Annotated in this window: 15 protein-coding genes; 10 read left to right on the plus strand and 5 right to left on the minus strand. The window is 43.3% G+C overall.

The window, feature by feature from the left end; genetic code table 11:
• Positions 1-4: 4 nt before the first annotated feature.
• Genes rsmB through def form a run of 3 tightly spaced genes read right to left on the minus strand, consistent with a single transcriptional unit; the run spans position 5 to position 2,798 of the window.
• Positions 5-1,288 (minus strand): 16S rRNA (cytosine(967)-C(5))-methyltransferase RsmB, encoded by a 1,284-nt coding sequence (gene rsmB / locus BCU94_RS05770; protein WP_102475874.1) that lies wholly within the window; start codon positions 1,286-1,288, stop codon positions 5-7.
• Complete coding sequence (fmt, locus tag BCU94_RS05775) at positions 1,288-2,277, minus strand: methionyl-tRNA formyltransferase (protein WP_102475875.1); 990 nt, start codon at positions 2,275-2,277, stop codon at positions 1,288-1,290. Before fmt ends, rsmB begins: the two co-directional genes overlap by 1 nt.
• Positions 2,278-2,285: 8 nt before the next feature.
• Positions 2,286-2,798 (minus strand): peptide deformylase, encoded by a 513-nt coding sequence (def, locus tag BCU94_RS05780; RefSeq protein WP_206747599.1) that lies wholly within the window; start codon positions 2,796-2,798, stop codon positions 2,286-2,288.
• A gap of 135 nt (positions 2,799-2,933) precedes the next feature.
• Here def and BCU94_RS05785 point away from each other — a divergent pair, with 135 nt between their 5' ends.
• The 6 genes from BCU94_RS05785 to hemF all read left to right on the plus strand — a co-directional run bounded on the left by BCU94_RS05785 (position 2,934) and on the right by hemF (position 7,926).
• On the plus strand, positions 2,934-4,037 hold the full coding sequence (locus BCU94_RS05785) for a LysM peptidoglycan-binding domain-containing protein (RefSeq protein WP_198589321.1): 1,104 nt from the start codon (positions 2,934-2,936) through the stop codon (positions 4,035-4,037).
• Positions 4,038-4,120: 83 nt separating this feature from the next.
• Positions 4,121-5,134 carry a DNA-processing protein DprA gene (gene dprA / locus BCU94_RS05790; protein ID WP_102436454.1) on the plus strand — a complete coding sequence of 338 codons (1,014 nt, stop codon included), beginning with the start codon at positions 4,121-4,123 and terminating at the stop codon, positions 5,132-5,134.
• A 2-nt stretch (positions 5,135-5,136) separates the two neighbouring features.
• Positions 5,137-5,610, plus strand: a complete 474-nt coding sequence (locus tag BCU94_RS05795; RefSeq protein ID WP_076541718.1) for a DUF494 family protein — start codon at positions 5,137-5,139, stop codon at positions 5,608-5,610.
• 132 nt (positions 5,611-5,742) lie between these two features.
• Positions 5,743-6,306, plus strand: coding sequence for a type I DNA topoisomerase (locus BCU94_RS05800; protein ID WP_102436456.1), 564 nt, complete (start codon positions 5,743-5,745; stop codon positions 6,304-6,306).
• A gap of 93 nt (positions 6,307-6,399) precedes the next feature.
• Complete coding sequence (locus BCU94_RS05805; RefSeq protein WP_102436458.1) at positions 6,400-6,966, plus strand: L-threonylcarbamoyladenylate synthase; 567 nt, start codon at positions 6,400-6,402, stop codon at positions 6,964-6,966.
• Between the two features lie 39 nt (positions 6,967-7,005).
• Positions 7,006-7,926, plus strand: a complete 921-nt coding sequence (hemF, locus tag BCU94_RS05810) for an oxygen-dependent coproporphyrinogen oxidase (protein WP_102475877.1) — start codon at positions 7,006-7,008, stop codon at positions 7,924-7,926.
• On the opposite strand, the gene BCU94_RS05815 is transcribed toward hemF, so the two are convergent.
• Positions 7,923-8,360 carry a group II truncated hemoglobin gene (locus BCU94_RS05815; protein WP_102436288.1) on the minus strand — a complete coding sequence of 146 codons (438 nt, stop codon included), beginning with the start codon at positions 8,358-8,360 and terminating at the stop codon, positions 7,923-7,925. The two genes, hemF and BCU94_RS05815, sit on opposite strands and share 4 nt — an antisense overlap.
• Before the next feature lie 186 nt (positions 8,361-8,546).
• On the opposite strand from BCU94_RS05815, the gene BCU94_RS05820 reads away from it, so the two are divergent.
• From BCU94_RS05820 to BCU94_RS05835, 4 genes are read left to right on the plus strand one after another with little or no spacing between them, the layout of a single operon-like run.
• On the plus strand, positions 8,547-9,929 hold the full coding sequence (locus BCU94_RS05820) for an amidohydrolase (RefSeq protein WP_102475878.1): 1,383 nt from the start codon (positions 8,547-8,549) through the stop codon (positions 9,927-9,929).
• An 11-nt stretch (positions 9,930-9,940) separates the two neighbouring features.
• Positions 9,941-11,209, plus strand: coding sequence for an amidohydrolase family protein (locus BCU94_RS05825; RefSeq protein WP_102475879.1), 1,269 nt, complete (start codon positions 9,941-9,943; stop codon positions 11,207-11,209).
• Between the two features lie 46 nt (positions 11,210-11,255).
• On the plus strand, positions 11,256-12,071 hold the full coding sequence (gene aroE, locus BCU94_RS05830; RefSeq protein ID WP_102475880.1) for a shikimate dehydrogenase: 816 nt from the start codon (positions 11,256-11,258) through the stop codon (positions 12,069-12,071).
• 25 nt (positions 12,072-12,096) lie between these two features.
• Positions 12,097-12,375 carry a DUF1488 domain-containing protein gene (locus BCU94_RS05835; protein ID WP_102475881.1) on the plus strand — a complete coding sequence of 93 codons (279 nt, stop codon included), beginning with the start codon at positions 12,097-12,099 and terminating at the stop codon, positions 12,373-12,375.
• Between the two features lie 74 nt (positions 12,376-12,449).
• Here BCU94_RS05835 and BCU94_RS05840 read toward each other — a convergent pair whose 3' ends face one another.
• Complete coding sequence (locus BCU94_RS05840; protein ID WP_102436278.1) at positions 12,450-13,001, minus strand: gamma carbonic anhydrase family protein; 552 nt, start codon at positions 12,999-13,001, stop codon at positions 12,450-12,452.
• Between the last annotated feature and the right edge of the window lie 260 nt (positions 13,002-13,261).

Here is a 13,261-nt window from a genome sequence, read left to right on the forward strand (position 1 = left end):
GAGCTTAAAGCGCTTTAACTAAACGTGCGTAGTAAAAGCCATCACAATTGTTTTGGCCTGGTAGCAATTGCCAACCAATATCATCAGCAGATGATTGTTGGGCGATTGGTACTAATGTCGCATCGCTTGTTCTTTGTAAAAATTGCTCTATTTGCTGGCTGTTTTCTTCTGGCAAAATTGAGCAAGTGGCATAAAGCATGGTGCCGCCGGGTTTCAGCCATTTCCAGCAATGATCAATGATTTGTTGTTGCAGTAAAGCCAGTTCATCAATATCACTGTTTTTACGTAGCCACTTAATGTCAGGGTGGCGACGAATGACACCGGTTGCAGAGCAAGGGGCATCTAATAAGATCCGGTCAAACTTTTCACCTTGCCACCAAGTATCAATATTGGCTGCATCACCATGAATAACTTGCGCTTTTAATTGTAATCTGTCCAGATTTTGTTGCACACGCTCTAAGCGTTTGTCATCAAAATCTACCGCGACTAGACTAATGTTTGGCGCAGTTTCTATTAGATGGCAGGTTTTTCCGCCGGGTGCAGCACAGGCATCAAGAACCAGTTCATTAGTTTCTGGTGCTAATAGCGTTGCTGCCCACTGCGCGGCCCCATCTTGTACTGAGGCTGAGCCTTCAGCAAAACCGGGTAATCGCATTACATCTGTTGGACTAGCAAGTAAAATCGCATCATCACTCGCACCGGCACTGGCTTCTACTTCTTGTTCAGCAAGTAGCGCTAAGTATTGCTCACGGGTTTGTGATAGCTGATTGTTGCGCAGCCACATTGGTGGGCGTTGATGGCTTTGCTCAATAACTTGTTGCCATTGATCTGGGTAGGCCGATTTTAGGCGTTTAATAAACCAAGCAGGAGTATTGTATTTCAGGGTGTCGTTGTCAGTATTTAGTGGTGCTTCTTTACGTTGAATATTACGAAGAACACCATTAACCACTTTAACTAAACCATCAAATTTCATTTGGCGGCAGGCTTCAGCGGTTTCTGAAATGGCCGCATGAGCAGGAATTCGAGTGAAGTAAAGCTGATAACAACCCACCAATAATAATTGGTGCAATATACGCTGCTTACCTTTAAAGGGTTTGCTTAAGCAGTCACTGACACATTTATCCAGTTGTGGCAGTTGACGCATTACGCCATAACAAAGTTCTGCTAATAGGGCTTTGTCTTTACCATTTTCGAGATGTTGTTGTTGATCTGGCAAGGCCACCGATAGTGAAATGCCTTTCTCAAGTACATTGAAAATGGCTTTGGCTGCGAGCGCTCTAACATTCATTATGGCTGTGCCTCATTGTCTTCTTTCGCGACTGGGTTAAAGTTTACCCCTGGGGCAAACCAGTCTGCGCGTGAGTTAAGAATATCTGCGACAGGCATTTGCTTTTTACCCGGTAATTGCATGACTTGTAGCTGCAAAGAGCCTTCGCCTGTAGCGACGGTGACACCTTGCTTATTGCTGTCTAGTACGGTACCAGGTGTGGCATTAGTGCCATTACTATCAACAGCATTATTGTAACTCGCTTGCCATACCTTGATGGTATTGCCTTGGTGGCTAAAATGACTAGCTGGCCAAGGGTTAAAGGCGCGAATTTCTTGCCATAATTGTTTCGCAGGCTTAGTCCAATCTATTTGAGCTTCTTCTTTAGATAACTTTTCAGCATAGTTAGCTAAAGATTCATCTTGTTGTTCAGCAACGAGGGTGCCTTTGCTTAAACCTTCAAGCGCTTCTATTAACGCTGGCGGTCCTTGTTCGGCTAATTTGCTATACAAGGTTGCAGAAGTGTCGGTGTCTTCAATTTTAAGCGACGTTTTAAGTAACATGTCACCAGTATCTAAACCGATATCCATTTGCATAATCGTGACGCCAGTTTCGCTGTCACCAGCCCAAAGCGCGCGCTGGATTGGCGCGGCGCCACGCCAGCGAGGCAATATAGAACCGTGTACATTAATACAACCCAGTTTTGGCGTATCTAATACTATCTTTGGCAGGATTAATCCGTATGCAACGACGACCATAATGTCAGCGTTTAAGGCAGCAAGCTCTGCTTGGGCATCCTCTTTGCGTAATGATGGCGGCTGATATACAGGGATATCGTTGGCAACAGCAAGCTGCTTTACCGGGCTTGCTTGCAGTTTTTTGCCACGGCCCGCAGGTCTATCTGGCTGCGAATACACCGCAATCACATTGTGGTCGGAATTAATAAGTGCCTGCAAATGTAAAGCGGCAAAGTCTGGCGTGCCAGCAAAGATAATATTTAACGGTTTCAAATGGAGTCCTATGCTTCTTTTGCTTCTAAACGGGCTTCTTTCTCAAGTTTAGTCTTGATACGGTCACGTTTCATTTTTGACAAGTAATCGACGAACAACTTGCCTTTTAAATGATCCATTTCGTGCTGTAGACAGATGGCAAATAGCTCATCCGCTTCAACCGTAAACTCTTTACCGTGACGATCTTGGGCTTTTAAGGTAACAAATTCAGCACGATCAACTTTAGCGTAAATGCCCGGAACCGAAAGACAGCCTTCTTCATTAGTGAACTCGCCGCTTTTGCTGACAATCTCAGGATTAATGAAAATGGTCGGACGCTCAACTTCATCCTGCAGGTCCATCACAATTAATTGTTGATGGAAATCTACCTGAGTAGCCGCAAGTCCAATGCCTTTTTCCTCGTACATTGTTTCAAGCATGTTATCTATTTGGGTTTGCAAAACCTCACCAAAATCGGTGACAGGCTTAGCAACTGTGCGTAATCTTTCATCTGGAAAACGTAAAACTTTTAATAATGGCATATATAAACTCTTAACAAGTCTGTCAAATTTCAGCCAGTTAGCTATACTGGCTTGGTTAATGGGTTAATTTTAATCCTTACTGACTATCAATAACAGCAAAAGCTCTAATAAAGAGCTAAACACATGGAATGAACCATGAAACGGATATTTTTACTCGCGTTTTTGACACTAAGTACCATAGCCTCAACCTTGGTTTTGGCTGATAAATTAACATTAAAGTCTGGTCACCCCGATTCATATATCGTTAAAAAAGGCGATACGCTGTGGGATATATCAGCCTTTTTCTTAGACGATCCTTGGCGTTGGCCTAAATTATGGGGCGCAAATCCACAGATTGCGAACCCGCATTTAATTTATCCTGGCGATCGACTCACCTTAGTGTTTATCGATGGACAACCACGGTTAGTATTAAAGCAGCATATCAAAAAAGGCCCTGAAGGGCGCATTAGCGACAAAGGTGGTCCAATCCCTGCTATTGATTTATCACTGATCCAGCCTTATTTGGTGCAAAACCGAATCGTAGACCCAGAATGGCTTGATGGCTTGCCAATGATCCTTGCTGGTGAAAGTCCATCTCGTCATCATACAGTAGGAGATGTGGTTTATATTAATGCCAATTTACCTGTTGGTGAAAAGCTGGCGGTATACCAAGAAGGTAGAGAGTTTTTTGATAAAGAAAATAGCGAGTTACTAGGGCAAGAAATTATTTTGACTGCCAGTGGTCGAGTGATTGAATCTGGCGACATTTCAAAAGTGCAATTACTGAGTAACTTACGCGAATCGAAAGCCGGTTTTAAAGTTGCACCGGTAGAAGATGAAGCGCTGATGTCAGCTTACTTTATTCCTAAAGCGGCGCCAGAGTCTGTGCCTGCTAACGTGTTAGCCATTGAGAAAGATATTCGTGAAGTTGGCAAGCTAGATATCGTTTATCTTGATAAAGGGGCTGTTGATGGTATCGACACCGGTCATGTGTTTGGTATTTATCGCAATGGTGAAACCATTGTCATCAATAGTGACGGCATGCCGGTATCAACCATTGATCGTAGTGCTTACGACAACTTAAAAGCCAAAATATCTGACGATAATGCGATTACCATGCCTGATATTTTCCATGGCAAGTTAATGGTGTTTAAAGTTTTCGAAAAGACCAGTATGGCGATTATTATTGCCAATGAACGTCCTGTGCGAGTTGACGATAAGTTAGTCACCCCTAAGACGACTGAGTTAAAAGGCGAGTAATCGATAATAAACTGGTCGACTGGCTAGTTGTTTGTGCAGTATCCGGGCTAGGACCCGCCCGGATTCAACAATTATTAACTCAAATGGATGTTGAGGAATTACGGCAACGTTTAGAGTTTGAAAAGCAGTCTTTGCCATTATCGGCAAAGCTGCTGTCTCAATGCCAAATTGATTTTGATAAAGTTGATTTGGCCATTGAGTGGCTTAATCTATCCCCGCAACATCACATTGTTACTTTGTCAGACCCTGACTATCCCGCATTACTGCAACAAATATCAGATCCTCCCGGAGTGTTATTTATTAAAGGCCAACTCGAAGCCTTGCTACGACCTTCAATTGGCATGGTGGGGAGTCGCAATGCATCCGTTGGTGGTTTGAATATGGCAAAGGCGTTAGCCACAGAGATGGTTCAGATGGGCTTTTCAATAACCAGCGGTATGGCGGCTGGGATTGATGGTGCAGCCCATAAAGGAGCAGTAGACAGTAATGGCGTAACCCTTGCGGTATTAGGTACTGGTGTTGAATGTATTTACCCTAAACGCCATAGCAATTTGTATCACCAAATCCAGCATCAAGGTTGTGTACTGAGTGAGTTTTGGCCGCAGGTTGGCCCCTATGCAGGTAACTTTCCTCGGCGAAATCGCATTATTAGTGGTTTATCACTGGGTACGATTGTTGTGGAGGCAACGCGCAAAAGTGGCTCGTTGATCAGTGCGCGCTTGGCGATGGAGCAAAATCGAGAAGTGTTTGCAGTGCCCGGCTCGGTGCTCGGTGGCTATAACCAAGGTTGCCATGACTTGTTAAAAAATGGCGCTAAATTGGTAGAATGTGCAACAGATGTTGTTGAAGAATTGTCCGCATTGACGCAGTTTCACCTTGAAAATGTCGCTAATCGTCACCATATAGCAGATAATACAACAAATTTGCCATTTTCTGCGCTGTTAGCTAGTGTAGGTTATGAGGCTACTAGTTTAGATGCAGTAGTCGAGCATAGTGGAAAGTCGATAGATCTGGTGTTAGTTGAAATGCTTGAACTTGAATTACAGGGCCAGGTGGCACAAGTGCCTGGTGGTTACGTCAGATTAGAGAGGAGATAACCATGTTTGATATCCTCATGTACCTTTTTGAAAACTATGTTCATAGCGAAGTAGAGCTATTAGTTGACGAAGATGAGCTTACCAAAGAGTTAACCCGAGCAGGTTTTCATCAAGCAGATATTTTGAAAGCCCTGTCTTGGCTAGAAAGATTGGCTGATTTACAAGAAGGTGATAAACCTTACTTGTGCAATCATGCCCAGCAGTCATTCCGTATTTATACCAAAGATGAAATGGATAAATTGGATGTTGAGTGCCGTGGGTTTTTATTGTTTCTTGAACAAATCCAAGTGCTCAGTGTTGAAACCCGTGAAATGGTCATCGAACGGGTGATGGCGCTAGATGAAACCACCCTAATCTTGGAAGATTTAAAGTGGGTGGTGTTGATGGTGTTATTTAATGTACCAGGCAACGAGTCTGCTTATGAGCAAATGGAAGATCTTATTTTTGAACAGCCTGATGGGCGGTTACATTCTTAAGTCTTTAAACCTATTGTCATGAGTTAACTAAATAAGGAGGCTAGGCCTCCTTTTTTGATCGTCAGCTTGGCTATTTTGTCATCCCTGTGTAACCTGAATAGGGTGACACCTTTATGTAATATTGAGAGTAAAATGTCTAAAATCGATCAGCAATTGTTTACTGTGCACGAGCATGCTTTGGAGAAAGAGTTTGAACTCTGCCCAAAGTGTGGCTGTGAGTTGTCAGTTAAAAATAGTAAACATGGTGGATTCATAGGCTGTAATAATTATCCTACTTGTGACTTTACGCGGCCTCTAGTTCAACATGAGTCCATTGAAACTCAAGTGATAGAAGGCTCTGAATGCCCAGAGTGTGGCAATGAGCTGGCAGTTAAGTCTGGCCGTTTTGGTATTTTTATTGGCTGTACTCACTATCCTGAATGTACTCACATTGAAAAACACGATCACGATGAAAATGCAGAGGTTATCAACTGCCCCCATTGTAAAAAAGGCCATTTAGAATCTCGTACCAGTCGCTTTGGTAAAACCTTTTTTGCCTGTAATACTTACCCTAAATGTAAGTACTTAGTGAATTTTCCGCCCCATAATGAATCTTGCCCTGAATGTAATTTTGGTATTTTAGTTGAGCGTAAGGGCGCAGCTGGAAGCCGTTTAGAATGCCCGCAGAAATCATGTAAATATAAGCGTCCAATATAACTTTTTTGACTCTATTCGCCTTATATCAGTATTTGTTCATATCCTTATTGTCTGTATAATTTATCGATAATTTATAAGATTAAAGGGTATTTCATGCAATTGTTGCATCCAACAGATGTTACTGAAGTGTTTGAGCAAGGAGAGGTGTTTGCTTATCCCACTGAAGCCGTTTATGGCCTTGGCTGCGATCCTGATAACCTATCAGCTATTCAAAAGTTACTTGAAATCAAACAACGTCCTTGGCAAAAGGGCGTTATCCTAGTTGCCAGCGACTATAAACAACTGCAGCCCTATATTGATGAATCACAACTCACAGAGGCACAACTTGCCTTTGCCTTTAGTAAGTGGCCAGGGCCTTTTACCTTTGTGATGCCAATTAAGTCAGAGGTTAGCCAATTATTATGTGGCGAGTTTGATTCCATTGCGGTGCGAGTTTCGGCTCATCCAGTGGTAAAAGCATTATGTGACGCCACTAATAAAGCCATTGTTTCAACTAGTGCTAATTTAGCCGGTCATGCGCCCGCACTGACCATAGCAGAAATTCAAGATACTTTTTCCACTACTGTTGCGGCTGTGATAACTGGTGATCTTGGTGCTCAGCGCCAGCCTTCAACCATTATCGATGCTCGTAGCGGCAAAATATTACGTAACGGACAGTAATTTAATAAAAATAATCGAATAAACAATAAGGAATTTGATATGGCAATGCCTGATGCCGCAGTCGTAAAGCAGTACCTGTTATCCCTACAAGCCAATATCTGTGCTGGTTTAGAAGCGTTAGATGGAAAGGCCAGCTTTCAAGCGGAATCGTGGGAGCGCGCCGAAGGTGGTGGTGGCACCAGTAAGGTGATGACCGCAGGCCATGTATTTGAACAAGCTGGTGTTAACTTCTCCCATGTGATGGGCGCAGCAATGCCGGCATCAGCCACCGCGCATCGTCCAGAGCTAGCTGGACGTAGCTTTGAAGCTATGGGCGTGTCATTGGTTATCCATCCTAAAAATCCTTTTATTCCTACAACTCATGCGAATGTGCGCTTTTTTATTGCCCATAAAGATGGCGCTGATCCCGTATGGTGGTTTGGTGGCGGGTTTGATTTAACTCCTTACTATCCATTTGAAGAAGATGTGGTTTCATGGCATCAAACCTCGGCCGATATTTGCGCCCCATTTGGTGATGAGGTTTATCCCAAATATAAAAAGTGGTGTGATGAATACTTCTTTTTGCCTCATCGTAATGAAACCCGTGGGGTCGGTGGATTATTCTTTGATGATCTCAATGAGCCTGGTTTTGATAAGAGTTTTGAGTTTATGCAAGCCGTGGGTAATGGTTTCTTAACGGCTTATTCGCCGATTGTTGAGCGTAATAAAGATCTTGAATATAACGATGATGAGCGCCAGTTCCAACTGTACCGTCGAGGCCGTTATGTTGAGTTTAATTTGGTTTATGACCGTGGCACTTTATTTGGCTTACAAACCGGTGGTCGCACTGAGTCTATTTTGATGTCTATGCCGCCCTTGGTTCGCTGGGAGTATGGCTTTACCCCAGAAGAAGGCTCCCAAGAGGCGGAGCTATACGAGCGCTACCTTAAACCACAAGATTGGTTGAAGCTCGAAAGCTAATCTTTATTACGCATATTATTGGCAAGCTGCGAAATGGCCTGAAATATCACTTGTTGATGTTCAGGCTTTTTTATAGCCTCAGCAATGGCTTGCTCCATACAGGTTAACCATTGATCAACCATCGTTTGGTCAATATCAAACGGCATATGCCGTGCCCGTAATGCCGGGTGGCCATACTTTTGCTGATAAAGCTGTGGGCCACCTAACCAGCCACTTAAAAACTCAAATAACTTTTGTTGTGAATCTTTAATTGGAGCGCGATGAATAGCTAGTAGCGGCTGTGTGTCTTCACGGCTTTGCATCTGCTGGTAAAAGTTTTGGGCAATTAAGCGAATGGTCTTCTCGCCACCAATTAAATCATAGGCATTGGACTGATTTGGATCTCGGTCATCAGGTTGCGCCTTATTGCTAAAAAGTTTTTTTAACCAATTCATGGTATCGACACTGAGTACAAGTAATGAAAGTGGCTTGATTATAACGATTAATCCCGTTTATATCTCTCGCTTTACTAAGCCATAAACATATTTTGTTAATGTTTTGCTAAATTTATCTGTTGTGATGTCAGATGCTTATCGGATAACTTAGGCGTTCTAATAACAATAATAACGAGGACCGAGATCATGGCCAAGATGGCACCAAGATTAATTGTAATTGCGATTTCAACAGCCCTGCTTGGCTGTAACTCAGCCCAGCAAGACCCTAAAGTTAGTATTAATAAAAATCCCTACCCAAGTACTTACCAAGTGATGCCAAGAACATCGACCTTGCTGATTAACGCTACTGTGCTAACAGGTACAGGTGAAAGAATCGACGGCGCTGATGTCCTAATGGTGGATGGCAAAATTAATGCGGTTGGCAGGCAATTAAGTCAAGACAATGTCACTGTGATTGATGCTAGCGGTAAATGGATAACCCCAGGTATTGTAGATGTTCACTCCCACCTTGGCGTGTATCCAAGCCCTAGCGCAGATGCCCATGGCGATGGCAACGAAGTGACCTCTCCCAATACCGCTGAAGTGTGGGCAGAGCATAGCGTATGGCCGCAAGATCCGGGGTTTAATCGTGCCCGTGAAGGTGGTATCACCACTTTACAAATCTTACCTGGCTCTGCCAATTTAATTGGTGGTCGCGGGGTGACCTTAAAAAACATCCCAGCAACCACCATGCAAGGCATGAAGTTCCCCCAAGCCCCTTATGGATTGAAAATGGCCTGTGGTGAAAACCCTAAAGGTGCCTATGGCAGAAAGCGTAAAGAAGCGCCCATGACCCGAATGGGTAATATGGCGGGTTATCGTCAAGCTTTCATTGAGGCCACTGAGTACAAGCGAGCTTGGGATAAATATGATGCGGATTATGCTGCTGGTTTAAACCCATCAGCGCCAGAGCGAGATCTTACCAAAGACACTTTACGCGGCGTGTTAGAGGGTGACATTTTAATTCATAACCATTGTTATAAAGCGGAAGAAATGGCGATGATGGTGGATTTAGGCAAAGAGTTTAACTATCACTCCGGTACATTCCACCATGCAATTGAAGGTTATAAAATAGCTGAGTTGTTAGCTGAAAATGGTAACTGCGCCGCAATGTGGCCTGATTGGTGGGGCTTTAAAATGGAAGCCTATGACATGGTGGTTGAAAATGCAGCCATCGTAGATGCGGTTAACAACTCCTGCGCTGTGGTGCATTCCGACTCTAGCGTGACCATTCAGCGCCTTAACCAAGAAACCGCCAAAATTATGCATAGTGCTAATCAAAACGGTTTTGATCTAAAAGAAGAACACGTTATTGGTTGGATCACCTCGAATGCGGCCAAGTCATTAGGTATTGCAGATAAAACCGGTTCCCTTGAAGTGGGTAAAAACGCCGATGTGGTAATTTGGAATAGCAATCCATTTAGTGTGTATGCCAAAGCTGAGCAAGTGTTTATCGATGGCGCCAAAGTGTTTGATCATCAAGACGATGCTTACCGCGCTAAAAGTGATTTCATGCTAGGTCAACAATAAGGAGCAATACAATGAAAAAGTTTAACCAATCACTGGTCGTTGGCGCTATGCTCGCGAGTTTGACCCCAATCATCGCGTCTGCTGCAACCACGGCAATTACTAATGTTAAGGTATATACCTCAACTGAACAGGGCGTACTTGATAGTGCTACGGTTGTCATTGAAGATGGCCACATCATCGCTGTAAATGCCGAGCAATCAAATGACTCAGCAGTTATTGCGGATAATATTATTGATGCAAAAGGCAGTGTATTAACCCCAGGCTTTATTAGCTCAATGAACTACTTAGGTTTGGTGGAAATCGGTCAAGAAAAAATAACCCGTGATGTTAATGCTAAAGACGCTGATATCAGCTTCGACCCAAGCTTAGCCTTTAACCCTAAAAGTAGCGCAATTGCCTTTGCTCGCAAAGGCGGCATTAGCCGCAATATCGTGGTACCAGGTGGTGGAGAATCAATTTTTTCAGGCCAAGCTATTGAAGTCGAGCTAACAGGACACTGGGATAGTGTGGTCGCAACTGAAAAAGCCGTATTGGTGCAGTTAGGCGCAGTGCATGAAGGCTCACGTATTATCGGTATGCAACAACTGATTAATAAACTTGAAGCAAGACAAACAGCTTTAGCTGCGGATAAACAAGCTGATGCTAAAAAAGCCGATGCGACAAAACCGCCAAGCAAAGAAGAGTTACTACTCAATGCTGTACTTGCAGGTGATATCACTATGGTGGTTGATGTCGACAGAGCCAGTGACATCTTGCAACTAATTAACTTAAAAGCTCGCTTTAACCTCGATTTGGTATTACTTAAAGCTGCCGATGCTATTGTGGTTGCAGAGCAATTGGCCGCCGCAAACATACCTGTGGTGATGGACGCGATGCGCAATTTACCTGAAAGTTTTGACTCTTTACATAATTCACTGGATAACGCCGGAAAATTAAGTAAAGCTGGGGTCAAAGTGATACTGGCGACACCGGGTGATGCCCATGGCATTTATGGTTTACGTTACGCAGCAGGTAATGCGGTTGCCAATGGCATGGATTATAATCAAGCCATGGCGTCAATAACCGCTAATGTTGCTGATATCTTCCATCTAGATGCTGGTCGCATTGCCACAGGAAAACCTGCAGATATGGTGCTTTGGAGCGGTGATCCATTTGAGTACAGTAGTGCGATTCAAACAATGTGGATTAACGGTGAAGTGCAAAACATGCAAAGTCGCCAAGATGAACTACGCGACCGCTATATTCAGAAGTCGACTATGCCACAAGCTTATACTCAATAAGCCATGCTCATAAGTTGAATTAATAATTAGGGAATAGAGAAAGTTAATGACCGATAAGTATGCAGTATTTGGCAATCCAATTGCACAAAGTAAATCGCCATTCATTCATACTGAGTTTGCGCGTCAAACTGGACAGGACATTAGCTATCAAGCAATTCTTGCACCTGTGGATCAGTTTTCTCAGTCCCTAATGGCTTTTTTCAATGACGGTGGCAAAGGCGCCAATGTAACCGCGCCTTTTAAAGAGCAAGCTTATGCCATATGTGATGAGTTAAGTGATCTTGCAAAACTGGCAGGAGCCGTGAATACCCTTATCTATTTAACTGATGGACGCATTCGTGGTGACAATACCGATGGTATTGGCTTAGTAAACGATGTCATGCAGCACTTTGGTGCTTTAAAGGGTAAACGCGTATTGTTAATCGGAGCGGGTGGCGCAGCACGGGGTTGCCTTAAACCATTACTAGAATCACAGGCTCAAGTAACCATATGTAATCGCACCTATGCTAAAGCGCAAACCTTGCAAGCTATTTTCGCTGAGTATGGACGTGTGCAGGCAACTCCCATCGATGAGCTCAATAACAGCTTTGATATTGTGATTAATTCGACTTCAGCCGGATTAGCTGGTGAGTTGATTAAATTACCTGAACAGATCATAGCAAGTCACACCAACTGCTATGACATGTCATATGGTGCTGAGACTACCTTATTTAACCAATGGGCATTAGCAAACGGCGCGCAATCCGTTGCCGATGGTTTGGGAATGCTGGTGGGACAAGCTGCACAAAGCTTTTATATTTGGCGCGGTGTTAAACCGGCTACTCAGGCTATTCATCAAACGCTAAGAGCACAACTTAAATAAACCAATAAAACACCGAGTACTCAAGATGAACCAAAGTGTAATATTTACCGATCTCGTTGAATGGAATACTCAACAACAAACAATGCTGTTTAGTGCTCAAGTGCAAGGCATGAATATCAATTGCATTGTTAGCAAGGAAAAGTTGTTACAGCTAATAAGCAGTGAACAAACTGCAGCTGAACAACCTATGCAAGCAGAACTGGCATTAGCAATATTCGAACGAGTACGTTTTGATCTAGAAGATATAGCCGAAGAGATGATAGAAGCAGAAGAATTTGATCCGCAGGGAAACATTACTATATAAGAGTCTTATCGCTTTACACAATCAATTATAGCCCTACTAGCTATTTCTATCATAACAGTAGGGCACAATTATAATTATCTTGTAGTCTGCAGATCTACTAAGTATTCATTTTTCAATCTGACATAGTTATCAGCTGATTGTGGTAAGAAAGCTATTTCATTATCAGTTAAGGGGCGAACCTGTTTACAAGGGCTTCCTACATAAAGAAAACCACTTTGCAGTACTTTCCCTGGTGGCACTAAAGAACCTGCGCCGATAATCACATCATCCTCAACAATCGCGCCATCCAATAAAATGGCTCCCATGCCAACCAAGACCCGATTACCAACCGTGCAACCGTGCAGCATAGCTTTATGACCAATAGTGACATCATCACCAATGATCAGCGGATTACCCTCAGGCTTTGATGGAGACTTGCGGGTCACATGAAGAACTGAACCATCCTGCACATTACTGCGCTTGCCAATACGAATAATGTTCACGTCACCACGGGCAGCGACCATAGGCCAAATACTCGCATCATGGTCTAGGGCGATATCACCCACTAAAACAGCTGTACTATCTACATAGACATTATCTGCCAATTGAGGATGAATACCTTGATAACAACGAATAGAGCTAAACATATAAAATCCCTGATTTGTTTAATTGCACCCAGTATAAAGCCAAAAAGTCGCTGTTGGGGGCTAAAAATGCATAAAAACTAGCTGATTAGTTTAAAATCCCAGCAAGCAAACAGGTAAAGGCATTTTTATGCATAAAAGCCCTTGCGCTAAATCTTAACTTGCCTATAATGCGCATCCACTGACACGGCGACAGGCCAATAGCCTCAAGGTGTTAGCGTTAATTAAGCTGCTTTTAAAGCGTCATAATTAACCGGTTGAAA

Source organism: Shewanella sp. 10N.286.52.C2 (genome assembly GCF_002874545.1).
GTDB lineage: Bacteria > Pseudomonadota > Gammaproteobacteria > Enterobacterales > Shewanellaceae > Shewanella.